This is a genomic window from Streptomyces sp. NPDC014889 (assembly GCF_043081205.1).
Classification (GTDB): Bacteria; Actinomycetota; Actinomycetes; order Streptomycetales; family Streptomycetaceae; genus Streptomyces.
This window is the reverse complement of sequence record NZ_JBIBWH010000015.1, coordinates 1-24,400: the sequence shown is the minus strand read 5'-3', so window position 1 is coordinate 24,400 and position 24,400 is coordinate 1. Positions and strand designations below refer to the sequence as shown.

The 24,400-nt window shown below is 71.6% G+C and carries 22 protein-coding genes and 1 pseudogene; 13 read left to right on the top strand and 10 right to left on the bottom strand.

The features are described from left to right. Nucleotides 1-137: 137 nt before the first annotated feature. A complete protein-coding gene (locus ACF09J_RS27675) occupies nt 138-605 on the top strand; it encodes a hypothetical protein (protein ID WP_392308171.1) in 468 nt (155 codons plus the stop codon). 131 nt (nt 606-736) lie between these two features. Here the strand turns inward: ACF09J_RS27675 and ACF09J_RS27670 are convergent, their stop codons facing one another. Together ACF09J_RS27670 and ACF09J_RS27665 are read right to left on the bottom strand one after the other, a co-directional pair. Next, nucleotides 737-1,093, bottom strand: coding sequence for a hypothetical protein (locus ACF09J_RS27670; protein WP_392308170.1), 357 nt, complete (start codon nt 1,091-1,093; stop codon nt 737-739). Nucleotides 1,094-1,331: 238 nt separating this feature from the next. After that, nucleotides 1,332-2,843: a helix-turn-helix domain-containing protein gene (locus ACF09J_RS27665; protein WP_392308169.1), complete on the bottom strand. Its 1,512-nt coding sequence runs from the start codon at nt 2,841-2,843 to the stop codon at nt 1,332-1,334. 388 nt (nt 2,844-3,231) lie between these two features. Here ACF09J_RS27665 and ACF09J_RS27660 point away from each other — a divergent pair, with 388 nt between their 5' ends. The 3 genes from ACF09J_RS27660 to ACF09J_RS27650 all read left to right on the top strand — a co-directional run bounded on the left by ACF09J_RS27660 (nt 3,232) and on the right by ACF09J_RS27650 (nt 5,178). Then, entirely contained in the window at nt 3,232-3,852 is a 621-nt protein-coding gene (locus tag ACF09J_RS27660) for an L-threonylcarbamoyladenylate synthase (RefSeq protein WP_392308168.1), read from the top strand. A 416-nt stretch (nt 3,853-4,268) separates the two neighbouring features. Beyond that, nucleotides 4,269-4,658, top strand: a complete 390-nt coding sequence (locus ACF09J_RS27655) for a hypothetical protein (RefSeq protein ID WP_392308167.1) — start codon at nt 4,269-4,271, stop codon at nt 4,656-4,658. Nucleotides 4,659-4,824: 166 nt separating this feature from the next. Beyond that, nucleotides 4,825-5,178, top strand: coding sequence for a hypothetical protein (locus tag ACF09J_RS27650; RefSeq protein WP_392308166.1), 354 nt, complete (start codon nt 4,825-4,827; stop codon nt 5,176-5,178). Nucleotides 5,179-5,210: 32 nt separating this feature from the next. Here ACF09J_RS27650 and ACF09J_RS27645 read toward each other — a convergent pair. Then, a pseudogene (locus ACF09J_RS27645) lies at nt 5,211-5,378 on the bottom strand (IS630 family transposase); the annotation flags it as partial. A gap of 123 nt (nt 5,379-5,501) precedes the next feature. On the opposite strand from ACF09J_RS27645, the gene ACF09J_RS27640 reads away from it, so the two are divergent. Together ACF09J_RS27640 and ACF09J_RS27635 are read left to right on the top strand one after the other, a co-directional pair. After that, complete coding sequence (locus ACF09J_RS27640) at nt 5,502-6,698, top strand: glycoside hydrolase family 64 protein (protein ID WP_392308165.1); 1,197 nt, start codon at nt 5,502-5,504, stop codon at nt 6,696-6,698. Nucleotides 6,699-6,784: 86 nt separating this feature from the next. After that, the gene (locus ACF09J_RS27635; RefSeq protein ID WP_392308164.1) at nt 6,785-8,287 is read left to right on the top strand and encodes a metallophosphoesterase family protein; all 1,503 of its coding nucleotides are present in this window, start codon (nt 6,785-6,787) and stop codon (nt 8,285-8,287) included. 60 nt (nt 8,288-8,347) lie between these two features. On the opposite strand, the gene ACF09J_RS27630 is transcribed toward ACF09J_RS27635, so the two are convergent. Continuing rightward, the gene (locus ACF09J_RS27630) at nt 8,348-9,319 is read right to left on the bottom strand and encodes a TauD/TfdA dioxygenase family protein (RefSeq protein WP_392308163.1); all 972 of its coding nucleotides are present in this window, start codon (nt 9,317-9,319) and stop codon (nt 8,348-8,350) included. A 187-nt stretch (nt 9,320-9,506) separates the two neighbouring features. Between ACF09J_RS27630 and ACF09J_RS27625 the strand changes: the two genes are divergently transcribed. Together ACF09J_RS27625 and hemC are read left to right on the top strand one after the other, a co-directional pair. Next, nucleotides 9,507-10,490 (top strand): ATP-dependent DNA ligase, encoded by a 984-nt coding sequence (locus ACF09J_RS27625; protein ID WP_392308328.1) that lies wholly within the window; start codon nt 9,507-9,509, stop codon nt 10,488-10,490. Nucleotides 10,491-10,578: 88 nt separating this feature from the next. After that, nucleotides 10,579-11,514: a hydroxymethylbilane synthase gene (gene hemC / locus ACF09J_RS27620; protein ID WP_392308162.1), complete on the top strand. Its 936-nt coding sequence runs from the start codon at nt 10,579-10,581 to the stop codon at nt 11,512-11,514. A 709-nt stretch (nt 11,515-12,223) separates the two neighbouring features. On the opposite strand, the gene ACF09J_RS27615 is transcribed toward hemC, so the two are convergent. The 4 genes from ACF09J_RS27615 to ACF09J_RS27600 all read right to left on the bottom strand — a co-directional run bounded on the left by ACF09J_RS27615 (nt 12,224) and on the right by ACF09J_RS27600 (nt 15,103). Continuing rightward, nucleotides 12,224-12,754: a hypothetical protein gene (locus ACF09J_RS27615; RefSeq protein ID WP_392308161.1), complete on the bottom strand. Its 531-nt coding sequence runs from the start codon at nt 12,752-12,754 to the stop codon at nt 12,224-12,226. Nucleotides 12,755-12,967: 213 nt separating this feature from the next. Continuing rightward, on the bottom strand, nt 12,968-13,828 hold the full coding sequence (locus tag ACF09J_RS27610) for an ABC transporter permease (protein ID WP_392308160.1): 861 nt from the start codon (nt 13,826-13,828) through the stop codon (nt 12,968-12,970). Continuing rightward, on the bottom strand, nt 13,788-14,651 hold the full coding sequence (locus ACF09J_RS27605) for an ATP-binding cassette domain-containing protein (protein ID WP_392308159.1): 864 nt from the start codon (nt 14,649-14,651) through the stop codon (nt 13,788-13,790). Before ACF09J_RS27605 ends, ACF09J_RS27610 begins: the two co-directional genes overlap by 41 nt. Continuing rightward, nucleotides 14,648-15,103 carry a MarR family winged helix-turn-helix transcriptional regulator gene (locus ACF09J_RS27600; RefSeq protein ID WP_392308158.1) on the bottom strand — a complete coding sequence of 152 codons (456 nt, stop codon included), beginning with the start codon at nt 15,101-15,103 and terminating at the stop codon, nt 14,648-14,650. The genes ACF09J_RS27605 and ACF09J_RS27600 overlap by 4 nt, the downstream gene beginning before the upstream one ends. A gap of 434 nt (nt 15,104-15,537) precedes the next feature. Here ACF09J_RS27600 and ACF09J_RS27595 point away from each other — a divergent pair, with 434 nt between their 5' ends. Then, nucleotides 15,538-16,329 (top strand): SigB/SigF/SigG family RNA polymerase sigma factor, encoded by a 792-nt coding sequence (locus ACF09J_RS27595; RefSeq protein ID WP_392308157.1) that lies wholly within the window; start codon nt 15,538-15,540, stop codon nt 16,327-16,329. 150 nt (nt 16,330-16,479) lie between these two features. After that, nucleotides 16,480-17,283, top strand: coding sequence for a VOC family protein (locus ACF09J_RS27590; RefSeq protein WP_392308156.1), 804 nt, complete (start codon nt 16,480-16,482; stop codon nt 17,281-17,283). 493 nt (nt 17,284-17,776) lie between these two features. Here ACF09J_RS27590 and glgX read toward each other — a convergent pair whose 3' ends face one another. Next, on the bottom strand, nt 17,777-19,921 hold the full coding sequence (glgX, locus tag ACF09J_RS27585) for a glycogen debranching protein GlgX (protein WP_392308155.1): 2,145 nt from the start codon (nt 19,919-19,921) through the stop codon (nt 17,777-17,779). Further along, nucleotides 19,918-20,430: a pep a2 gene (locus ACF09J_RS27580; protein ID WP_392308154.1), complete on the bottom strand. Its 513-nt coding sequence runs from the start codon at nt 20,428-20,430 to the stop codon at nt 19,918-19,920. Before ACF09J_RS27580 ends, glgX begins: the two co-directional genes overlap by 4 nt. A gap of 307 nt (nt 20,431-20,737) precedes the next feature. Between ACF09J_RS27580 and ACF09J_RS27575 the strand changes: the two genes are divergently transcribed. From ACF09J_RS27575 to treS, 3 genes are all read left to right on the top strand, one after another. Next, nucleotides 20,738-21,040 (top strand): DUF5133 domain-containing protein, encoded by a 303-nt coding sequence (locus ACF09J_RS27575; protein ID WP_392308153.1) that lies wholly within the window; start codon nt 20,738-20,740, stop codon nt 21,038-21,040. Between the two features lie 71 nt (nt 21,041-21,111). Next, complete coding sequence (locus ACF09J_RS27570; RefSeq protein ID WP_392308152.1) at nt 21,112-23,169, top strand: alpha-1,4-glucan--maltose-1-phosphate maltosyltransferase; 2,058 nt, start codon at nt 21,112-21,114, stop codon at nt 23,167-23,169. Further along, nucleotides 23,166-24,400: maltose alpha-D-glucosyltransferase (gene treS, locus ACF09J_RS27565; RefSeq protein ID WP_392308151.1), on the top strand; the 1,235-nt coding region annotated here is incomplete at its 3' end. The genes ACF09J_RS27570 and treS, both read left to right, overlap by 4 nt.

Sequence of the window (24,400 nt, the reverse complement as noted above, 5' to 3'; positions counted from 1 at the left end):
GCCCAGGGCGTAGGTCCACGGTTTACGATCGCAGTGCTTCGGAGGGGGGCCGTATGGGGCAGGTGGGGGATCCGGGGGTCGCGCGTCGGCGGCGGATTCGGCGTGCCGCGGTGAGCAGCGGTTCGGTGGTGGGCTGCATGGTGGTCGCGCAGCTGCTGGTGGAGGGGTTCGTCACGCCGCTGCGGTGGTGGCTGGTCGTCCCGTTCGCCCTGGTGTGCGGCGCGTTCGCGGGGTGGCGGGCGGCGCGGGCGGGCCGGGTCACCCGAACCCGCGACGAGGGGATCGGGCGCCGCGAGCACCTGCTGAGCGCGTACGAGGTGCGGTCCCCGTACGACATGAGCGCGCCCACGTCACGGTATGACGCCGTCCGCTTCGAGTTGCGGGTGACGAACCGCGGGCTGCAGATGTGGGACGGCACCACGCAGTTGTGGAGCCACCCGTGGCGGACACTGCGTCTGACCGCCGAAGGCAAGGTCCTCGTCATTTACCACGAGGGCGAGACGATCGGCCGGATGCTGGTGCGCACACCGGACGGCTCGCCGCGCGAACTCCTGCTGGCCGCAAGGCGGTTGCAGGCCCGCGGCGCCCAGGCCGACAGGGCCTAGAAGCTTGCTGCAGGTGTTTGGGGCTCTGCCTAGTGCTGTGACCGGGAAGGTTCGCCGGGGTCAGCTCGATCAGTCTGAGCGTGCTGCTTGGCTGGATGAGACGGGAACTGAGAGGAGCGTGCCCCTCGACTTCAGAGCCTGAGCCGGTTCTGTTGAGGGTCGAAGCAGACCAGTCCCATTGAGTGCGCGAGGGTCGCCGCATAGGCGGAGGCTTCCTCGGCCATGCTCCACCGCATCGGGAAGTAGACGAGCGGGCCGCGCGCCTCTCCGATCAACGGTCCGGTCGACCATGGAGAGGTGTCCTCCTCGTCCTCGGTCAGGTCACACCACCGTTCCAGGAGCGCGGCGACGTAGGCCGCTATGCGGTCGGCCGGCGGATGCTCCACGTCCGTGTCGACGTAACGGTCGTAGAGATCCGTGAACGTTCGCGCGGCCGTCCTGTCGTCTGCTGGGTGCTCCCCTTCCCATACAGCCAAGTCGTAGCTCATGCCCGGAGGCTCTCCCATCGCACCGACAGGACGTCCTTGCTGGTGGAGCGGGTGAAAGCATCGAGCGCCGAAAGAGAATTGCCGGCGTCCGGCCGCCACGGGACCGGTCCCCCGTTCCGGTCCCGTGGCCGCGGCTCGTTGAACCTATGTGTACCGGGCAGCGGTTGGGTATCGCGCCGATGCTCCCTCGGTCCGACGGATGGCTCACCCGTGCACAAGTGAGTCCGGAATGCCCGTCTTACTCCGCGCCGAGGGCGGGCGGTTCGAGGTCGCCCAGTGCCAGGTGGGCCAGGACGACCTCGTACAGGTCGCTGCCGGCGGCGAGGAGCTGGCGTTCCAGGACGGGTTCCACACCGCGGACGTGCTCGCGGACCGTCTGCGCGTGCACGCCGAGCAGTTGCGCGGCGCGCTCGGCGTTGCCGCCGGCGGTGATCCAGGTGCGCAGGGTGCCGCGCAGGTCACGCGCGTCCGCCGTCAGCCGGCCGAGGAGTTCGCGGGCCCAGGTGCGCAGCGCCGGTCCGGCCAGCAGGTCGCCGAAGCGGACCGGGCCCGTCCGCGGCGCCGGGCCCGCGGCCGGCTGGTGGTCCAGGCCGGCCTGGGTGTTCAGGGCGAGGTGGACGGCGGCCCGGGCGGTCAGGCTGCCGAAGTCCGCGCCGAGCAGTCCCTCCACCCGCTCCATACGGGCCCGTACCGTGTTGCGGCTCACTCCGAGGACCTTCGCCGCGCTCACCGCGGTGAACTCCAGGCCCAGCCGGGTGGTGGCGAGCAGTTCCGCGCGCGTGTGGTGCGCCAGCGTGTCCAGCGGCCGCAGCAGCCGGGTTGACCAGGCGCGCAGCGCCTCGGGGTCCATCAGGCGCTCGGGGTGACTGCGCTCGGCGTACACGGCGGCCCCCTCCGGGCGGAACCGGGCGACCGCGAGGGCGCTCACGGCCTGCCCGTACGCGGTCGCGGTCCGCGCCAGACTGTGCCGGATGCTGCCGCCCAGGAACGTGCGCGGACGCGTGCCCACCAGTGAGCGCAGGTTGCTGCCGTCGGCCTCGGCGGGCACGACCACGATCACGTGCTCGTCCACCGCCGGGCAGAGCACCACCAGGGCCCGCTCTTCGGTGGCGTCCAGGCACTCGGCGGCCAGCCGGTCGCGTTCGGCGCGGTGGGCCTCGACGACGTAGACCCAGGCGGCGTCCGTGTCGAGCAGTCCGGGCCACAGACCCGCGGCCACCCGGCGGGCGGAGACGGTGTCCTCCACCATCAGCAGTTGGAGGATCGCCAGCCGCAGGGCCGCCGTCGCCTTTTCGAGCCGGTGCCCGGCGACGGTCGACTCGTGGGCCCGCAGCAGGAGTTCGAGCACTCCGGCGGTATGGGTGACCATCTCCGCGGTCTGCCGGTCGAAGGGCTCGGCGCGGCAGACGGCCAGGACCCGGGTCCGGGCCGACTGCGGACGCGGGCCTCCCACCCGCACCAGGCGGACATGCTGTCCGCCGTCCTCCAACGCGGCGGAGGCGATCCGGCCGGAGACGATGTCCGCGACCACGCCCTCGTCCAGGCGCACCTGCTCCCCCGCCAGCAGGGTGCCGCCGCCGTCCAGCAGGCAGGCGGTTCCTTGTACGGACGCCGCGAGCCAGGCGACGACCTTGCGCACGTCCCGGCCGGTCGGCCGCAGTTGGTCGAGGAGTCCCTCGGCCCAGGACGCCCGGTCGGCCCGTCCGTGCACTCCGGCGGCCCCGTCGGTCCCGTCCTCTCGCCCGGCCATTGTCGGCCCTCTCCTCATCCGTCCCATGTCCGTGGCCTTGACCTCGGTGTTTCCGGTCGGCGACGTTACCAGGCGGTATCCCTCCGGTCCGGACCAGGGCGCACCGCACGATCGGGCAAGCGCACGGAAAGGCGGCTTCGCCGGCGGTTCACGGGGGGGGTGGTGAACACCGGCGAAGCCGCACGCCCGAGGCCGGGGGGACAGCTCCCGAGCGGTTCCAGAACCCTGCTTCCCCCGGATCCGGGAAGTACGCCTGTGAATTCCAAGCGCGAGCAGTTGACACGGCGCGGGCGAGTGCCGTGGTGGCCGCACAGCGGCTCCGCGGCGCGTACCGGCCATCGGCAGGCCCCTGCGCAGCCGTGCGGGCGGTTCGGCTTAAGCTCGGCGGATGGCGAAGTATTTCGACGTGCACCCCGACAATCCGCAGCCGCGCGCGATCCGTCAGGTCGCGGACAGCGTGCGCGACGGCGCGCTGATCGCGTATCCGACCGACTCGTGCTACGCCCTGGGCTGCCGGCTGGGCAGCCGGGACGGTATCGAGCGGATCCGGACGATCCGGCACCTGGACGACCGGCACCACTTCACCCTGGTGTGCCAGGACTTCGCGCAGCTCGGCCAGTTCGTGCGGATCGACAACGACGTCTTCCGGTCCATCAAGGCGTCCACGCCCGGCAGTTACACCTTCATCCTCCCCGCCACGAGGGAGGTGCCGCGCATGTTGCAGCATCCCAAGAAGAAGACCGTCGGGGTGCGCATCCCCGACCACGTCGTCACCCAGGCCCTGCTCACGGAGCTCGGCGAGCCGCTGCTGTCCAGCACGCTGCTGCTGCCGGACGAGGAGGAGCCGTTGACGCAGGGCTGGGAGATCAAGGACCGGCTCGACCACGTGGTGGACGCGGTGGTCGACTCCGGTGACTGCGGCACCGAGCCGACCACGGTCATCGACTTCTCCGGTGGCGAGGCGGAGATCGTACGGCGGGGCGCGGGCGACATCTCGCGGTTCGAATAGGGAGCGCTGGGCGCGGGGCGGGCGGCCCGTGGCTACGGGCGTCCGGACACGCCCCGCCCACGGCCCGGTCCCGAACGAAGAGCGCACACGTAGGAAAGCAGGCCCGCCCGCCTACGCCACGCTCCTGGACGCAGCCGACCAACCGGGCGGGGCCCCACCAGGACGTGGCTCTTACTGCGCGATCGAACGGCGCACCGCACACAGCAATAACCCGCCTCACCGGAGGCTTGCAGTCCTCCAGCGGGGCGGGTGCTCAACAGCACCGGGCCCCACATGTGACGGCTCGTCACCAAAACCATCAGGGCTGGTGCTGACATATGAACGGGTGTCCACATCGTTCGTCATTAAAACGATCTTGGACACCCTCGTTCTCGTCTCCGCAGGCACCCCTTGGACCACACCACCAGGAGGAACCAGTGTCATACACGCAACTGCTCACCCCCGAGGAGAAGCTCGCCGACGCGAAGAAGCAGCTGAGCCTCCCGCATATCGTCGTGATCTGCGGCTCCACCCGCTTCATGACCGAGATGACCGAGGCCGATCTGCGGGAGACCAAAGCCGGAAAGATTGTCGTCAAACCGGGCTGTGACATGAAGTCGCCGCACGAACTTTGGTCCGATCCTGTCGAGGCTGAGGCGCTGAAGGTTCGACTCGACGATCTGCACCGGGCGAAGATCCGGCTCGCTGATGAGGTGCTCGTAGTCGGCGACTACATCGGAGACAGCACCCGAGCCGAAATCGCCTACGCCCGGTCGCTGAGCAAGCCCGTGCGGTTTACGCACCCCGAAGTCGACCCTGACGCCTGACTGCCCGCTGCCACCTCGACAACCAGGACCGGCAGCACGCCACCTGACCGTCTCGCGGTGGCTATGGCCGCCGCCCACCCCACACCCTCCGCAGGTATCCCTTGGAATTGATCATCTAGTGCCGTGACCGGGAAGGTTCACCGGGTCAGGTCGTAGAGTCCGGTCTGTGTCAGTTGACCAGGGGCAAGGTCCGCGACCAATCGACCAGTGCCGGGACGTCCAGGACGTCCTGGACCAGATCCGGCTGCGTCCGTCCATGTGGGTTCGCCAGGAGTGCCTGCGGGACTTGCAAAACATCTTGATCGGCTATGCCACGGCTTTGTCCGTTCACGGGGTCGACGAGCCTTTCGCTCTGTCGCCCGGTGGTCCGTTCGCCGAGTGGCTGCGCGCTCGTCGAGGCTGGTCAATGTCTTATGGCTGGGCTGATGCCATCGAGCGGCATGCCGATGGAGAGGACCCGCTGACGGTGTTCTTCCGTCTCTTGGACGAGTACCGGTCCGCCTGCGGGTCTGAGCCCTAGTCGTCCGCTGTCGACGCCGACCGGCTCCAGTATCAGGCTGCGGTTGCCCTGGCCTGTCCGCCCCAGCGGATGCCCTTCTCGCTGCGGATGCGGGCGTGTTCCTTGTGCTGGGCAGCGAGTACGCCGGGGTGGCGGGCGTTGGCGTTGCGCCAGCGCAGGTAGATGTGCGGGGCCCGGGTCTGCACGCTGTGGCTGCGGTGGTGGGAGTGCACAACAGGCTTGGATTGACATGAACGCACCCTGGACGGAATTCTGAGAGCGCTCTCACTTCAGGTACGGACCAACCAACTCCGTATCCCCCCAATCCCCCACGGAGGTGGAGCGTGCTCAGCAGACTCAAGGTGCTCGCGTCGGCAGGGGCCGCGACGGCCCTCGTCGGCGCCCTGCTCGGATTCGGCGTCCCCACGACGGCCGATGCGGCGGTGCCCGACACGATCCCGCTGGAGGTGACCAACGACTCCGGCCGCGGCGAGCAGCTGTACATCTACGACATCGGCACGTCCCTGGCGACCGGTCAGCAGGGCTGGGCCGACGCGGACGGCACCTTCCACGCCTGGCCGGAGGGCGGCAACCCGCCGACGCCCGCGCCCGACGCCTCGATCCCGGGGCCGGCCGCCGGGCAGTCGGCGACCATCCGGATCCCCAAGTTCTCCGGCCGGATCTACTTCTCCTACGGCCAGAAGCTCGACTTCAGGCTGACCACGGGCGGACTGGTCCAGCCCGCCGTGCAGAACCCGAGCGACCCCAACCACGACATCCTCTTCAACTGGTCCGAGTACACGCTGAACGACGCCGGGCTGTGGCTCAACAGCACGCAGGTGGACATGTTCTCGGCGCCGTACTCGGTGGGTGTCCGGCGCGCCGACGGGAGCACCCTCACCACCGGGCGCCTCAAGGCGGGCGGCTACCACGCCGTGTTCGACGCCCTGCGGGCGCAGGGCGGCGGCTGGGGCGGTCTGATCCAGACCCGGTCCGACGGCACCGAGCTGCGGGTGCTCGCACCCGGGCACGGCATGGAGAACGGCGACCTGCCGGGCGACGTGATGGACGACTACGTCAACCGGGTGTGGCAGAAGTACGCCGGAACCACGCTCACCGTCACCCCCTTCGGGGACCGGCCCGACATCCGCTACTACGGCCGGGTCTCGGGTGACGTCATGAACTTCACCGACACCTCGGGCTCCGTCGTCACCAGCTTCCCGAAGCCGGACGCCGACAGCGTCTTCGGCTGCCACAAGCAGCTGGACGCGCCGAACGACGACGTGCGCGGCCCCATCTCCCGCACCCTGTGCGCCGCTTTCAACCGCTCCACGCTCCTGGTGAACTCCGAGCAGCCGGACACCTCGTCGGCCGACTTCTACCAGGACGCGGTGACCAACCACTACGCGCGGATCATCCATGATCGGATGGCCGACTCCAAGGCCTACGCCTTCGCCTTCGACGACGTCGGCAACCAGGAGTCCCTGGTCCACGACGGCGATCCGCAGCAGGCCTACCTGACCCTCGATCCCCTGAACTAGAAAGCGAGTTGACCGCGGGGGGTCCGGCGCTCGATGCGCCGGACCCCTTTCGTGCGCCGGGCGTGATCGTTGTTACGGTGCACCGCGTGTCTGACTCCTCACGCGATACCGTCGAAGGCGCCGGCTGGACGGGCGCCGAACCCGGCTCCTACCGGCAGTTACTGCCCGCCAGGGTGCGGAAGCTGTCCTGGCTCGACCCACGCGTCCTGTGGGCCGCCCGCAACGGGGTGGTCGCCTCCTGGTTCGGGGACCCCACGGGCCGTACCCGGTCCCGGTGGGTGGCGCAGCGGGCGGCGACCGGCGCCCCTGCGGACAAGGTGATCCGGCGACCGGAGGGCGACGGCTTCTCCTTCCTGGTCATCGGGGACACGGGCGCGGGCGACGACTCCCAGTACGCGGTCGTACCCGGCTTGCTGAAGGCGGGCCGGGACACGTCGTTCGCCGTGATCGCCAGCGATGTGATCTACCCGGTCGGGAGCACCGACGACTACGGCACCAAGTTCTTCCGCCCGTACCAGGACTATCCGGCCCCGATCTACGCGATACCGGGGAACCACGACTGGTACGAGGACCTCGGCGGTTTCATGCGCGTCTTCTGCGACGACGCCCCGCCGCTGCCGCCCGAGCCGAAACCCCGGCCGCTGGGCCGCGCCTGGTGGCGTGCGCTGCTGTGGCACCGGCCGCGTCCGGTGGACGAGCAACGCCTCACCGAGGCACGCAAGTTGAGGTCGCATCCGGGTCAACAGGCCGTCCAGCCGGGCCCGTACTGGGCGATCGACGCGGGTCCGGTCCGGATCGTCGGCATCGACACCGGCCTGCTCGGCACGATCGACGCCGAACAGGGCGCCTGGCTGCGGGAGGTCTCGCGGGGGCCCCGCCCGAAGATCCTCCTCACCGGGTCGCCGCTGTACGTGGACGGCGAGCACCATCCCTGCCCCATCGACGGCGGCGGCACCGTCGACGACATCGTGCGCGACCCGGCCCACCGCTATGTGGCCGCGATCGGCGGCGACATCCACAACTACCAGCGCTACCCGGTCGACGTGGACGGCCGCACCCTCCAGTACGTCGTCTCCGGCGGCGGGGGGGCGTTCATGCACGCCACGCACACCATCCCGCGCGTCTCCGTCGCGAACGTCACCGAGTCCGAGTTCCGCTGCTACCCGCTGCGCGGCGACTCCCTGGCCTTCTACAGCAGGGTGTACGCCCGCCGGCTGCGGCTGCGGCGCCTCCTCACACTCAGCGAGGCCGAGGCGATGGCCGTCGTCGCCGAGCGGCTCGGCGTCCCGTCCGTGCGTGCCGGGGGCGAGCCCGTACGGGTCACCCGGCGCGTCCGTCTGGTGGCGAGTCTGCTCGGCGCCGGCCGCCGCCCGGAGCGCCGGGCCCGTTTCCGTCTTCCGGTGCGCAAGCTCTACACCCAGCTCTTCTCGCCGGGTTCGGCCACGTTCAGCCCGCCGTTCTTCAAGTCGTTCCTGCGGCTCGACGTCACCGGGGAGGCGGTCCGGCTGCGCTGCTTCGCGGCGACCGGCGGACGGGCCCAGGAGATCGACCCGCCCGTCGAGGACGAGGTCGTCATCCCCCTGAACTGACCGGTGGCGTACCGGCCGCGCGCGGGCCGGTCACCGGTCGGCCGGTCACCGGTCGGCCGGTCACCAGCGGCCCGGCTCGCTGCCGGTGACCGGCTCGGACGGTGCGCCGTCCACGCCGACCGGTACGTCGCCGGCGAGCATCACCCGGTGCATGATCCGCGGGTGGCCGAGGTGGGCGCTGTCGCCGGGCGCCAGGTGGATGGTGGCGCGGTTGTCCCAGAAGACCACGCTGCCCGGCTCCCAGCGGAACCGGACCGTGTACTCGGGCCGTACCGCCTGCTCCAGCAGCATCTCCAGGATCGCCGCGCTCTCCACCCGGGAGAGGCCCTCGATCTGCTCGACGTAGTAGCCGTTGACGAACAGCACCCGCTCACCGGTCTCGGGGTGGACGCGTACCAGTGGGTGCACGGTGGCGATCTGGTGGTCCATCAGGTGGCGGACGTACGCGTCGTCCCCGGGCCTCGGCTGGTAGCCGACCCCGAGCCGGTGCTCGGCGCGCAATCCGTCGACGAAGGCGCGCACCGGCGCCGACAGCCCGGCGTACGCGGCGGCCAGGTTGGCCCAGGTGGTGTCGCCGCCGTAGGGCGGTACGGTCTCGGCGCGCAGGATCGTCGCGGCCGGCGGGTCGACGCGGGCGCCGTGGTCGCAGTGCCAGCCGCGCAGCAGCGTGTGCCGGCGGCGCCGCAGCCACTCCTCGTGGTCCATGCCGAACCGCCCGCCCAGCTCCAGCCGGTCCGCCGTGGTCTCCACCTCGGGCACGTCGGGCGGTGAGGCGCCGCCGCGCCGCCGCAGGACCACCGGCTCACCGAAGCGGCGGGCGAGGGCCACGTGGGAGACATGGTCCAGCCGCTGCCCGCGGAAGAACACCACCTTCCAGCGCAGCACCGCCGCGCGGATCTCCGCGGCCACGGTGTCGTCGAACTCCCCGGCCAGATCCACTCCGCTGATCTCGGCCCCGATGTGACCGGCGACGGGCCTGACCTCGATCCCGCCGGTCCGCCGCCCGCCCGCTGTGCCCGTGTCCGTCGTCATCCCCGCGCTCCGAAATGGTCGTCGTAACGGTCACCGCCGATCGTGTCAGCGTTTTCCGTGCCCGGCGACAGGGCCCTCCCCTCCCCTGTCTGCGGCGGGCCCGCCCCCGGGCTGCCGCCGGGACCCTTTCAGGGGAAAGTGGCGGGTGACGCGCGTGGCGGCAGGCTGGTCCGTCGACATCTCTGCCGTGACCCTGCCGCTGATCCCTCCCATGCTCGCCACGCCCGGCTCCCTCCCGTCGGCCGCCCAGGACGCGCGGTGGGCGTACGAGACGAAGCAGGACGGCCAGCGCGTGGTGGCCTACCTGCCCGGCGACGGCGGGCTGCTGCTGCGGGCCCGCTCCGGCGAGGACATCACCGCCGCCTACCCCGAACTGGGGCCCCTCGGCCGGGTGCTCGGCGCCACGCCCGCGATCCTGGACGGGGAGGTGCTGGCGCTGGACGAGCGGGGACGGGCGAGCTTCCAGTTGCTCCAGGGACGCATGGGGCTGGCGCACGCCCCCGGCCGGGCCGCGCGCCGGGCCGCGCGGATCCCCGTCCACCTCGTCCTGTTCGACGTGATGCACCTGGGTGCGCGCCCGCTGCTCGCCCTCCCTTACCTCCGGCGCCGCGAGCACCTGGAAGGCCTCGGTCTGACCGGTCCGTACTGGTCGACTCCCTCCGCGGTCGTCGGCCACGGCGCGGAGGCCCTGGCCGCCACCCGCGAGCACGGTCTTGAGGGCCTGGTGTGCAAGCGGCTGGACTCGGTGTACGAGCCGGGGGTGCGCTCCCGGGCCTGGATCAAGATCCGCAACATGCGCAGCGAGGACGTCCTCGTGGGCGGCTGGCTGCCCGGCAAGGGACGGCTCACGGGCCTGCCGGGCGCCGTCCTGATGGGCCGGTTCGCGGGCGGGCGGCTGCGCTACGTGGGCAGTGTGGGCACCGGCTGGAGCGAGGCGGAGCGGTCCGGGCTCGCCGCGCTGCTCGCGGTCCTGGCGACCGACGTGTGCCCCTTCGACCCCGTACCGGCGGTGCGCGGGGCGCACTGGGTGCTGCCGCGCCTGGTCGGCGAGGTCCGCTACAGCGTGCGCACCCGGGCGGGGATGCTGCGCCAGCCGTCCTGGCTGCGGCTGCGTCCCGACCTCACCCCCGAGGAGGCCGCGGTGGTGGATCCGCCCGACCCGGAGAGGTGACAGTACGTCAATTTCCGTACGCCGGAAGGTACGCCGGAACGTCTGGAAAGGCACGGGTGCCTCCGCGCCGAGGTCTATGGTGTCCCGCATGTCCGCCCCCGAACTGATCCGTATCGTCTCCCGCGACTCCCCCATGGCGCTCGCCCAGGTGGAACGCGTCCGCGCCGAACTGGCCGCCGCGCACCCCGGTGTGCGCACCGAGGTGGTCCCGGTGCGGACCACCGGCGACAAGTGGCTGGGCGATCTGTCCGCGGTCGAGGGCAAGGGCGCCTTCACCAAGGAGGTCGACGCCGCGCTGCTGGCCGGCGAGGCGGACCTCGCCGTGCACTGCCTGAAGGACGTGCCGGCCGACCGGCCGCTGCCGGCCGGCACGACGTTCGCCGCGTTCCTGAAGCGGGACGACGTCCGTGACGCCCTCGTCCACCCCGGCGGGCTCACCCTGGACCGGCTCCCGGCCGGAACCCGCGTCGGCACGTCCGCGGTGCGCCGCGTCGCGCAGCTCGCGGCGACCCATCCGCACCTCGACTGCGTGCCGTTCCGCGGCAACGCCAACCGGCGGCTGGAGAAGCTGGCCGCGGGCGAGGCGGACGCGTTGCTGCTGGCCGCGTCCGGTCTGGAACGCATCGGGCGCGCGGACGTCATCAGCGAGGTGCTGTCCCCGGAGGCGATGATGCCGCCGATCGGCGCGGGCATCCTCGCCCTGCAGTGCCGGGAGGACGACGGCGAACTCATCGAGGCGGTCGGGCCGCTCGGCGACCCCGGAACCCATCGCGCGGCCGCCGCGGAACGGATGTTCCTGCATGTGCTCCAGGGGCACTGCAACAGCCCGATCGCCGGGTACGCGCACGTCGACCGCGCGGGGGAACTGTCGATGCGGGCCTGTGTGTTCACCCCCGACGGCAAGATCCGGCTGAACGCCCACGAGTGGGCGGGCCGGCTGGACCCGGCCACCCTAGGCACGTCGGTCGCCGTCGCCCTGCTCCGCCAGGGCGCCCGGGAGATCATCGACGGCATCCCGCACTGAGGAGACGGGGCCCCCGAAGTACGACGCGGGGGCGGCGGGGTACGGCGGAGGTGTGCCGGGGGGCGGCAGGGCACGGCTCGGGCGTGGCGGAGTGCGGCGGGACCCGGCGCGAGCGCGGCGGGACAGCGGAGTGCGCGCGGGCGCGGCACCGCAGCGGAGCGCGGTGCGAGCCTGCGGGGCAGCGGGATACGGCGGGCGCGGCACGCGCGGCGCGGCGGACGGCGTGGCAGCGGGACACGGCGCGAGCGCGACAGGGCAGCGGAGTACGGCGCGAGCCCGGCGGAATACGGCAGGGCGGCAGAGTTCGGTGCGAGCCCCGCGGAACACGGCAGGGCACGGCACAAGCACCGTGGGGCAGCGGAGTGCGCGCGAGCGCGGCACCGCCGCCGAGCGCGGCGCGAACCCGGCAGGGCAGTGAGACACGGCGCGAGCGCGGCGGCACAGCGGAGTTCGGCGCGAGCCCCGCGAAACACAGCAGGCACGGCACAAGCACCGCGGGACAGCGGAGTGCGCGCAGGCGCGGCCCCGCAGCGGAGCGCGGTGCGAACCCGGCGCGCCAGCGGGCGCGGCACGCGCGGTGCGAACCCGGCGCGCCAGCGGGCGCGGCACGCGCGGCGCGGCGGACGGCGTGGCGGCACAGTCCGCGTGCGAGCCCGGCGGAATACGGCAGGGCAGCGAGACGCGGCGCGGGCCCGGTGCGGTGGCTCGGTCAGTTCGTGGTGCCCGGGCCCGCCTGGTCGCGGAGGAAGGTGCTGATCTGGTGTGCCAGTCCGCCCTGCCCGGCGGTCGTGTGCGTGCCGGTCGCGGCGGACTCCTCGTGCCCGTCGACGCAGCCGGTCCACAGTGCGCGGGAGGTCCACTCGTCGTCGACCCGCAGCTGGATCTGCGCGTCGATCTGGGACAGGGCCGCCTCCGGCCCCGCCGCGTACAGAACCGCCGTGACCCGGCGCAGCGGATAGACGTCGTAGCCCTCGATGAACTGCGAGTTGCGCCAGTCGACGAACGCGCCCTCCCCGTCGGGGCCGAGCCGCACGTCGATCTGCCCGTCCTCCAGGTGGACGCCGAAACGGCGGGTGCCGCGGTTCTCGACGGTGACGCGGAGGCGGAAGTACGTCAGCCCCTCGGCGGCCTCGTCGCGCCCCCGCGGCGGCTCGGACCGCTCCAGTCGGTGGACGCGGACTCGCAGACCGGCATGCTCCTCGTACTCCTGCCAGTCACCGACCACGTTCGGCTCGTACACAATGCACCTCTCGACTTCCAAGAGCTGCTTCCTATCCGCGCGCTCAGCGCACTGTCAAATGTGCGGAATGCGCCGTGGCCGGGTAATTCACTGTCTTTGATCGCTGATCAAGCCGTGGGCAGCGGGAATTCGCCGGCGGGCCGTCGGGGCGGTCCGCCGAGCGTGCCGCACATCACTTTGACGGGCGACGCTGCCGGCGTCCGCCGGGCGCCGTCAGCGGGCCAGCCGGCCGAGCAGGGCGGAGGCCGCGGTGATGCCGAGCGCGGCGGCCACCACGAGGACGCCGAAGTCGGCGGCCAGGTGCGCGGGGGTGCCGAGCAGCAACCCGCGCAGGGCGTCGACCTGATAGCTCAGCGGGTTGACCTTGCTGACGGCCTGGAGCCAGCCGGGCATGACGGCGACCGGGTACAGGGCGTTGGAACCGAAGAACAGCGGCATGGTGATCGCCTGCCCGATGCCCATCAGCCGGTCGCGGCTGAGCACGATGCCGGCGATGGTCATCGACAGGCAGGAGAAGAACGCCGAGCCGAGGACGACGGCGGCGACGACACCGAGCAGCCGCAGCGGGTTCCAGGTGAGTGCCACGCCGAGCAGGGCGGCGATGACGATCACCACGATCGCCTGGATCAGTGCCTTCAGCCCGGCCGCGAAGGCCTTGCCGGTGACCAGGGCGGAGCGCGGGGTCGGGGTGACCAGGAGCTTGTTGAGGACGCCCGCGTCGCGTTCCCAGATGATCTGGATGCCGTAGAAGATCGCGATGAACATGGCGGACTGGGCGATGATGCCCGGGGCCATGAAGTCGATGTACGGGATGCCGCCCGTCGGGATCGCCCGGATGCGGGTGAAGGTCTGACCGAAGATCAGCAGCCACAGGGCGGGCTGCACCGCTCGCGTGTACAGCTCGGTGCGGTCGTGGCGGAGCTTCTGCAGTTCCACCGCGCACATGGCGACGACCCGGGCGGGCAGCAGCCGCCAGCCGGCTCGGGGCTGCGGCGGCCGCAGCAGCAGGTCGATGTCGTCGGCGCGGACGGCGTCAGCCGACGCGGTGCGCGGTGCGGCGGGTGCTTCGGACATCGCGGAAGTCTCCTGAGGTGTCGTCGAGGCCGCTGCCGGCCACGTCGCGGAAGACGTCCTCCAGCGTGGGCAGCGGGTCCGTGGCCGGGGCGCCCCGGGCACGGCGGCGTTCGCCGAGTCCCTCGCGCAGCTCGGCCGGGGTGCCGAGGGCCCGGATGCGGCCGCGGTGCATCAGGGCGACCCGGTCGCAGTACATGTCGGCCTCGTCCATGTAGTGGGTGGTCACCAGGACCGTCATGCCGGTGGCGGCGCGCACGGCGCCGATGTGCTCCCACACCCCGGTGCGGGCGATCGGGTCGAGGCCGATCGTCGGCTCGTCGAGGATCAGCAGACGGGGTGCGCTGACCAGGGCCTGGGCGAGTTCGAGGCGGCGGACCATGCCGCCGGAGTAGGTGCTCGCCAGCCGGTCGGCGGCGTCGGCCAGACCGACCGCGGCCAGCGCCTGGGCGACCCGGGCGGCGCGTTCGCGGCGCGGGACGTCGAAGACGCGGGCGAACAGGGTGACGTTCTCCCGGCCGGTGAGGGCGGCGTCGGCGGAGAGCTGCTGCGGGACGTAGCCCAGCATGCGGCGCACCGACATGCGCTCGGTTGCGGTGTCGTGGCCGAAGACGCGGACCATGCCGGAGGGGACCGGCAGCAGGGTGGTGATGCAGCGGATCGCCGTGGTCTTCCCGGCGCCGTTGGGGCCGAGCAGCCCGAACACCTCGCCGGGGCGCACGGACAGGTCCACGCCGTCGACGGCGTTGGTGTCGCCGAAGGCGTAGGCGAGCCGGGTGCAGGCGACCGCGTCCTCGGCGGGTTCGGCGGCAGCGTTCCGGGTCATGGGCGATCGGCCTCCTCGTGCAGGTTCTCGGCCAGTCTGCGCAGGGCGGGGATCGCCGCGCGCAGCGCGTCCCGGTCCTTCTCGTCGAGCCGGTCCACCTGATGGCGTACGAGGGCGGCGCGGCGCTCCCGCCAGTCGCGCAGGCGGGTCACGGCGGCCTCCGTCAGCAGCAGGCGCACGGCCCGCCGGTCGGCGGGGTCCGTCTCACGGATCAACTGACCGTCCCGGACGAGCTGGTTGACCAGTGTCGACACGGAGTTGCCCGCCAGGTGCAGCTCCTTGGCGGCCTCCGAGACGCCTGTGCCGGGGCGGCCCTCGACCAGGCGCAGCAGCTCGATCTCGGCGCCGCGCGGCCGGTGCCGGGTCGTCCCGGCGCGCAGCCGGCGGCGGATCAGCCGCTGGACGCCGACGAGGGCGTCGGCCAGCTCTTCGGGGAAGGTCTCCGGAGTCACGCCTGTCAGATTACCTCTGTAGCAGAGGTAATCACCCCAAGAGCCGGTCAAGGATGCGGCGGGCGGTGCGCAGAGGTGGGGCCCCGGCGCGCGCGAAGGCGTGCCGGGGCGAGCCGGGAGACGGGTCCGGCGCGGCGCGGAACCGCCGGGCCGGACCCGCATTCGCACCGCCATGGAAATGCGCGCATTTCCTCCGGTGGCGACACTCCTGATTCTGGACAACAATTGAGATTCATGCGGTTGCATATCGTCACCGCATTCCCGGAACAGTTTCCTAATCGCCGACTTCGGGAATCCCGAGTCCAGTGCTTCGGACAGGAGGCACGTCCGTGGGAGCCGGCGCGCCGGGCCCCGATGTTCATCTCCGCACGGTCCGAGCCCCGCCCCTCCCAAGGTGTCCGTCCATCCAGCACCTGCTGAGGGAGGCGCAGCGCATGCGTACCACCGGCAGAACGAAGACCCATCCGCATGACGACGCCCCCGACACCGCCGAGGCGTTCGAGCGGCTCTCCCGCATGCCCGAGGGGGCCGAGCGCAAGGCGCTGAGGGACGAGCTGGTTCAGGTGTGGCTGCCCATGGCCGAGCGGATCGCCGTGCGGTTCCGCGGGCGCGGTGAGGCCCTGGAGGATCTGTACCAGGTCGCCGCGCTGGGTCTGGTCAAGGCCGTCGACCACTACGACCCGGCACGCGGCTACGCGTTCGAGGCGTACGCCGTGCCGACGGTGACCGGGGAGATCAAGCGGCACTTCCGCGACCACATGTGGACGCTGCACGTGCCGCGCCGGGTCCAGGATCTGCGCAACCGGGTGCGCCGCGCCACGAAGGAGCTGGCGCAGACCACGCCCGGCCGGACGCCGACCGTGGCCGAGATCGCCGAGTACGCGCACCTGAGCGTGAGCGACGTGCACACCGGGATGGAGGCCCTGGACTGCTTCGCCGCGCTGTCCCTGGAGGCGGAGGTCCCCGGTACGGACGGCTACGCGCTCGGCGACGGGCTGGGCGAGGCCGACGCGCGGTTCGACCTGGTCGTGGACCGGGTGGCGGTCAGGCCCTGTCTGGAGGCGCTGCCCGAACGCGAGCGGACCATCCTGTACCTCAGGTTCTTCCGGGGCATGACACAGAGCCGGATCGCGCAGCAGCTCGGCATCTCGCAGATGCATGTCTCGCGCCTGCTCAGCGGGTGTTTCGCCCATCTGCGTGAGGAACTGCTCACCGAGGCCGGCTGAGCGGCGCGGCGCCGCGCCGCCCGGTCGCGGGCCGTCAGGTCCGCGCCGTTTCGGCGGCGCGCCGCGGGTACTCGGCAGGCGTCTTCCGCGCGCCGGTCGGACACTGGTGTCAGGCTGGTGGAGACCGGTCTGACTCGACCAGGACGGGCCATGAACCACGACAGGACACCTTCCGGCAGCTCTCCCGACGTCGTCTCCACGCACTCGGTGTGCGGCGCACCCTGCTGGGTGAGCCTGACCAGCCGCGATCTCCAGGCCACGGAGGACTTCTACCGGGCGGTGCTGGGCTGGGAGTGGCGGCCGGCCAGACTCGGCGACCACTTCCGCATCGCGCTCGCGGACGGCGCCCCGGTCGCGGGCATCGGCGCGGTGGCGGCCATGTGGCAGATGGCGGTCGCCTGGACGCCGTACTTCGCCGTGCCCAGCGCGGATCAGGCCGTCGCGCGGGTGCAGGAACGCGGCGGTACGGCCGCGGTCGGGCCGATCTCCTTCCCGCCGGGGCGGGCGGCGCTGCTGGCGGACCGGGACGGCGCGACCTTCGGGATCTGGGAGGGTGACCTCTTCACGGACTGGGAGACCTGGCGCAAGGCCGCGCCGGCCTTCATCAGGCTGCACACGCGCGACGCCTTCGACGCGGCCATCTTCTACGGCGAGGTCCTGGACTGGGCCTCACGGCGGCCCGGCTGCTGCGAGGTCCGCTACGAGGGCGACGAGGTGGTGCTCCGCAGCCACGGCGAGATCGTGGCGCGCATCGAGTCCGGCGCGCTGGAGGCGGCGCCCGACCCCACGATCCGCCCGCACTGGCAGATCCACTTCCGCGTGGCCGACGTGGCCGCCTGCGCCCGCACCGCGGAGGCACACAGCGGCAGTGTCCTGCGCGAGGGCCCCGACGAGGCCGTACTCCGCGACCCGGACGGCGCGCAGTTCACGGTGACGTCCCGCCGCGAGGCCTGAACGCCGGAGGCGGGTACCGGGCTCCCCCATGACGCGCGCCCACGCGGCGCGGCGCGATCACGAACAGGCGGTGAGCCACGGGGTCGGTCCGGTCGGGGCTGAGCACGGCGGGGCTCACGTTGGGCGAGCCGCGCGCCGCTGCTCGACGCGGACCGCAGGACGGGCGCGACGTCAGGACCCAGCCCGGCCGGACCCGCACACGCCTGACCGCGCCGAATGCGCTCGGGGGCAGGCGGGGCCTCCCGGCGGACGCCGCCGGGAGGCCCCGAGAGGACGGGTCCCGGCCCCGGGACCCGCGCTTTGACCACCGGCGCGGACCGGGACCTGCGGCCGGCGCTCGCGCTCGGCGCCCCGACGGGCAACAGGCCCGGCCGCCGCCCGGCGCGGTGCGCGGGGCGGCGCGGAACGAAACCCCCCGGCGCGGACCGCATCGCCGGGGAGCCGCCGCCGGCCCGGTCCCGACGAGCACCCGCCTGCCGCGGAGGCCCCCCCGTCAGCGAGGGGCCTTCGGGGGTCGGGACAGGAGGATCAGGCTGCGGGGGTCCGCCCGGAGGGTGGCGCTGGGTTTGTGTTCGGTCTCGTCCGGGGGATCCAGGGGGGCGGCGGTGTCGAGGAGGGTCGTCCAGCGGTCGCCGTAGGCGGGGCCGGGGAGGCGGAAGTCGACCGGTTCCCAGTAGCCGTTGAGCAGCAGCAGGAAGGAGTCGTCCACCACGGGGCGGCCCTGCCGGTCGGGTTCGGCGATGGCGTCGCCGTTGAGGAAGACCGCGACGGAGTGCGCGTCGGAACGCTGCCAGTCCTCCTCCGTCATCTCGCCGCCGTCCGGCAGCAGCCACACCAGGTCGGGCAGCGGCTGGTCGGACCGGGTCGCCGTCTCCCCCTGGAAGAAGCGGCGTCGGCGCAGCACCGGATGGGCGGCGCGCAGAGCGATCAAGTACCGAGTGAAGTCGGCGAGTTCACGCTGCTCGTCGGTGAGCGGCCAGTCGATCCAGGAGACCTCGCTGTCCTGGCAGTAGGCGTTGTTGTTGCCGCCCTGGGTGCGGCCCAGCTCGTCGCCGTGGCACAGCATCGGGATGCCCTGTGAAAGCAGCAGTGTGGCGAGGAAGTTGCGCTGCTGGCGGGCCCTCAGTTCCAGGACGGCGGGGTCGTCGGTGTCGCCCTCGGCCCCGCAGTTCCAGGACCGGTTGGCGCTCTCACCGTCCCGGTTGCCCTCGCCGTTGGCCTCGTTGTGCTTGTCGTTGTACGACACCAGGTCCCGCAGCGTGAACCCGTCGTGCGCGGTCACGAAGTTGACGCTGGCGCGCGGTCTGCGCCGGTTGTGGGCGTACAGGTCGGCGGAGCCGGTCAGCCGGGAGGCGAACTCGCCGAGCGTGTGCTCCTCGCCGCGCCAGAAGTCCCGTACGGCGTCCCGGTACAGGCCGTTCCACTCCGACCACAGCGGCGGGAAGTTGCCCACCTGGTAGCCGCCCTCGCCGACGTCCCACGGTTCCGCGATCAGCTTCACCCGGCTGATCACGGGGTCCTGCTGGATCAGGTCGAAGAACGCCGACAGCCGGTCCACCTCGTGGAACTGCCGGGCCAGCGTGGCCGCGAGGTCGAAACGGAAGCCGTCGACGTGCATCTCGGTGACCCAGTACCGCAGCGAGTCCATGATCAGTTGCAATACGTAGGGGTGGCGCATCAGCAGGCTGTTGCCGGTGCCCGTGGTGTCGTAGTAATGCGCCCAGTCGCCGTCGACCAGGCGGTAGTACGAGGCGTTGTCGATGCCCCGGAAGGACAGCGTCGGGCCCTTCTCGTTGCCCTCGGCGGTGTGGTTGTAGACGACGTCGAGGATCACTTCGAGCCCGGCCGCGTGCAGTGCCTTGACCATCGACTTGAACTCGGCGACCTGCTGCCCGCGCGTACCGCCGGCGGCATAGCCGTTGTGCGGCGCGAAGAAGCCGATGGTGTTGTAGCCCCAGTAGTTGGAAAGGCCCCGGCCCTGGAGCACACCGTCGTGCACGAACTGGTGGACCGGCATCAGCTCCACCGCCGTCACGCCCAGCGAGGTCAGATGCTCGATCACCGCCGGGTGCGCCAACCCGGCGTAGGTGCCGCGCAATTCGCGCGGCACCTCGGGATGGGTGCGGGTCAGGCCGCGTACATGGGCCTCGTAGATCACGGTGTCGGAGTACGCCCGCCGCGGCGGGCGGTCGTCGCCCCAGTCGAAGGCCGGGTCCGTCACCACGCCCAGCATGGTGTGACCGGCGCTGTCGGCCGGGTCGGGACCGTGCGCGGCCCGCTCGTAGAGCGAGGGGTGGTTGTCGATCTGCCCGTCCACCGCCGTGGCATAGGGGTCGAGGAGCAGTTTCCTCGGGTTGCACCGGTGGCCGGCGGACGGGTGCCAGGGCCCGTGCACCCGGTACCCGTAGCGCTGCCCCGGCCCGACACCGGGCAGATAGCCGTGCCACACGAAGCCGTCGGCCTCGGTCAGCTGCACCCCTCGGTGGGTGCCCGCGTCATCCACCAGGACGAGGTCGACGCGCTCGGCGACCTCGCTGAACAGCGCGAAGTTGGTGCCCTTCCCGTCGTACACCGCCCCCAGCGGGTAGGGGTACCCGCTCCAGACGGGTACCCCTTTCCGGCGTCTTCGCCCGCTCATGGGGCCGCTTCCAGCACGGCCTGCGGCCCGCTGAGCGGAGAGGCCAGGGCCGTGACCGGCAGTTCGCGCGGCGTCCTCAGCCCCTCGCGCAGGGTCGGGGCCGGAGCCGTCGGGACCAGCGGGACGCGCACCCCGGCGCGGGCCCGCTGCGAGAACCAGATGACCTTGCTGCCGGTCTCGGCGGCGCAGCAGCCCCAGCCGTCGCTGGTCGCCGCGATACGGGCCAGGCAGCCGCGCATGTCCTGGTCGGGGCGCAGATCGTGGTTGTTCTCCGCGACGGCGGTGATCAGGTGCTGGCCGGTCCACCACATCTCGATGGAGGTGCGCTTGTCGGTGGCGTGCTCGTCGATGGCCTTCAGCAGCATCTCGGCACCCCCGCACACGGGCTCGACGAGGTCCTCCAGATCCCACAAGCGCAGGTGCGCGGCCAGGATGCGCCTCACCTGCCCGACCCGCTCCGGGCTGACTTCCACGTCGAGGTGGTAGTAACAGGGCACTGCGGTCTTCATCGTCGTTGGCTCCTCACCGGCGAGGCCCACGCTCCTCTCCCGCATGATGAGCGAGGAGCCCCGAACACGAAGCGTGAGCGAGTGTTGCCTCTGAGTAGGATCAACAGTGCGCGCGCTACGCCATTCGTGCAACACGACCAGGTCAGCAGGCTTGTTGAAGATCCAACAGGACGCTGTGTCGTTGAACGTGCACCATGAGTGAAGTCTCGAGCGCCGTCAACGGGACCGCTGCCCACGCGTGCGCGGTCGCCGCCCCGGCTGTCGGGGGAACGGGCCCATCGAGCGCATCCGAAAGGTGAATGGCGCCATGCTGCTACCCGCCAAAGCCGAAGTCGCCCGGCATCTGCGCCGCTACCGGGCGTGGGAACGCGCGATGCTCGCGTCACCGGACGACCGCCGGGTGCGGTCCACTTTCGAGGATTCCGGCTACACCCTGTGCGTGCTGATGGGGAAGCGCTGCGCCCGGGAGGCCGCGGACGCCGCCGAGCGCTATCTGTGCACCAGCCTCGTCACCTACCTGCGGGAGCAGAGCGGCCGGCCGCACCGGAGCGCCGTCCCCCGCAGGGGCCCGCCGAAGGCGGCGCAGAAGCGTTCCCGCGCCGGGCGGTAGGCCACCGTCCGGTGCGACCCGATCCCCGGCCGGGCGCGAGCCCGGCCTCGAGCACGGTGGAGGTGACACCCATGAGTTCGACCGCGAGCAAGGCCTCAGGTCCCGTCCCGAGTACGGCCCCGAGTCCCGCCTTCAGGACGGCCCCGGCGATCGGCCGCATCCCGGTGCGGGACGTCCGTCCGGCCGTCGAGGGCGGCAGGCGAGCGGCCAAGGCGGTCGCGGGAGAGACGTTCCCTGTCACCGCCACCGTGTTCCGTGAGGGCCATGACGCGGTGGCCGCGAACGTCGTCCTGCGCGATCCGGAGGGCCGGGCCGGCCCGTGGACCCCGATGCGTGAACTGGCCCCCGGCAGCGACCGCTGGGGCGCCGAGGTCACTCCGGGCGCGCCCGGCCGCTGGACGTACCAGGTGGAGGCCTGGGCGGACCCGGTCACCACCTGGCGGCACCACGCGCAGATCAAGGTCCCGGCCGGCATCGACGCCGGTCTCGTGCTGGAGGAGGGGGCCGCCCTGCACACCCGGGCGGCAGCGGGAGTGCCCGAGGGCCCCGAGCGGGACACCGTCCTCGCCGCCGTGGCGGCCCTCCAGGACGACGCGCTTCCGGTGATGACCCGGCTGGCGGCGGCGTTGACGCCGGAGGTGGACGAGGTCCTGGCCCGGCATCCGCTGCGGGACCTGGTCACCGCCTCCGAGCCGCTCGGCCTGCTGGTGGAGCGGGAGCGGGCGCTGTACGGGTCCTGGTACGAGTTCTTCCCCCGTTCCGAGGGCACGCCCGAGCAGCCGCACGGCACCTTCCGCACCGCCGCCCGCCGCCTGCCCGCGATCGCCGCGATGGGCTTCGACGTGGTCTACCTCCCGCCGATCCACCCCATCGGCACCACCTTCCGCAAGGGCCGCAACAACTCCCTGGACGCCCGCCCCGACGACGTCGGCGTGCCCTGGGCCATCGGCTCGCCCGAGGGCGGCCACGACACCGTCCACCCCGCCCTGGGCACCCTGGAGGACTTCGACCACTTCACCGCCCGCGCCCGGGAGCTGGGCCTGGAGGTGGCGCTGGACTTCGCCCTGCAGTGCTCCCCGGACCACCCCTGGGTGCACAAGCACCCCGAGTGGTTCCACCACCGGTCCGACGGCACCATCGCCTACGCCGAGAACCCGCCCAAGAAGTACCAGGACATCTACCCCGTCGCCTTCGACGCCGACATGGACGGCCTGATCGCCGAGACCCTGCGGGTGCTGCGGCACTGGATGGACCACGGGGTGCGGATCTTCCGCGTCGACAACCCGCACACCAAGCCGGTGGTGTTCTGGGAACGCGTGATCGCCGACGTCAACGCCACCGACCCCGACGTGATCTTCCTGGCGGAGGCGTTCACCCGGCCCGCGATGATGCACACCCTGGCCCAGATCGGCTTCCAGCAGTCCTACACCTACTTCACCTGGCGCACCACCAAGCAGGAGCTCACCGAGTACCTGACCGAACTGTCGGGCGAGGCGGCGGCCTGGATGCGGCCGAACCTCTTCGCCAACACCCCCGACATCCTGCACGCCTATCTTCAGCAGGGCGGCCGTCCCGCCTTCGAGGTCCGTGCCGTCCTGGCCGCCACCCTCGCCCCCTCCTGGGGCATCTACAGCGGCTACGAACTGTGCGAGAACACCCCCCTCAAACCCGGCAGCGAGGAATACCTCGACTCGGAGAAGTACCAGCTCAAACCCCGCGACTGGGCGGCCGCCGCACGCGAGGGCCGCACCATCGCCCCCCTCATCACCAAGCTCAACGACATCCGCCGACGCCACCCCGCGCTGCAGCGCCTGCGCAACCTGCGTTTCCACGCGACCGACAACGATGCCGTGATCGCGTACAGCAAGAGCGAGGGGCCGGACACGGTCGTCGTGGTCGCCAACCTCGACCCCCACCACACCCAGGAGGCCACGGTCTCGTTGGACATGCCGCAACTCGGCCTGGACTGGCACGAGTCGATGCCGGTGCGCGACGAGCTCACCGGCGAGACCTACCACTGGGGCAGGGCCAACTACGTACGCCTGCAACCGGGCGAACGGCCCGCGCACGTGCTCCATGTCCAGCGATCGTCCACCTCGTCCGAGATCGGAGGGCCCCCAGCGCCATGACTGTCAACGAGCCCGTCCCTGACATCTTCGAGGACGCCCCGGCCAGGGACCGGGACCCGGAGTGGTTCAAGCGTGCCGTGTTCTACGAGGTCCTCGTCCGCTCCTTCCAGGACAGCAACGGCGACGGCGTCGGCGACCTGAAGGGCCTGACCGCCAGGCTCGACTACCTCCAGTGGCTCGGCGTCGACTGCCTGTGGCTGCCGCCGTTCTTCAAGTCCCCGCTCAAGGACGGCGGTTACGACGTCTCCGACTACACGGCGGTGCTCCCGGAGTTCGGCGACCTGGCCGACTTCGTCGAGTTCGTCGACGCCGCCCACCAGCGCGGCATGCGCGTGATCATCGACTTCGTGATGAACCACACCAGCGACCAGCACCCGTGGTTCCAGCAGTCGCGCAAGGACCCCGACGGCCCCTACGGCGACTTCTACGTATGGGCCGACGACGACAAGGGCTATCCGGACGCCCGCATCATCTTCGTCGACACCGAGACCTCCAACTGGACCTTCGACCCGGTCCGCGGCCAGTACTACTTCCACCGGTTCTTCTCCCACCAGCCGGACCTCAACTACGAAAGCCCCGCGGTGCAGGAGGAGATCCTGGCCGCCCTGCGCTTCTGGCTGGACCTGGGCATCGACGGCTTCCGGCTGGACGCGGTGCCCTACCTCTACGCCGAGGAGGGCACCAACTGCGAGAACCTCCCCGCGACCCATGGCTTCCTGAAGCGGGTGCGCAAGGAGATCGACCGGATGTTCCCGGACACCGTGCTGCTGGCGGAGGCGAACCAGTGGCCGGAGGACGTCGTCGACTACTTCGGCGACTACGCCGCGGGCGGCGACGAGTGCCACATGGCCTTCCACTTCCCGGTCATGCCCCGCATCTTCATGGCCGTCCGCAGGGAGAGCCGCTACCCCGTCTCCGAGATCCTCGCCAAGACCCCCGCCATCCCGACCAACTGCCAGTGGGGCATCTTCCTGCGCAACCACGACGAGCTCACCCTCGAAATGGTCACCGACGAAGAACGCGACTACATGTGGGCCGAATACGCCAAAGACCCCCGCATGCGCGCCAACATCGGCATCCGCCGCCGCCTCGCCACCCTGCTCGACAACGACCGCAACCAGATCGAGCTGTTCACTGCCCTGCTGCTCTCCCTGCCCGGCAGCCCGATCCTCTACTACGGCGACGAGATCGGCATGGGCGACAACATCTGGCTCGGCGACCGCGACGCGGT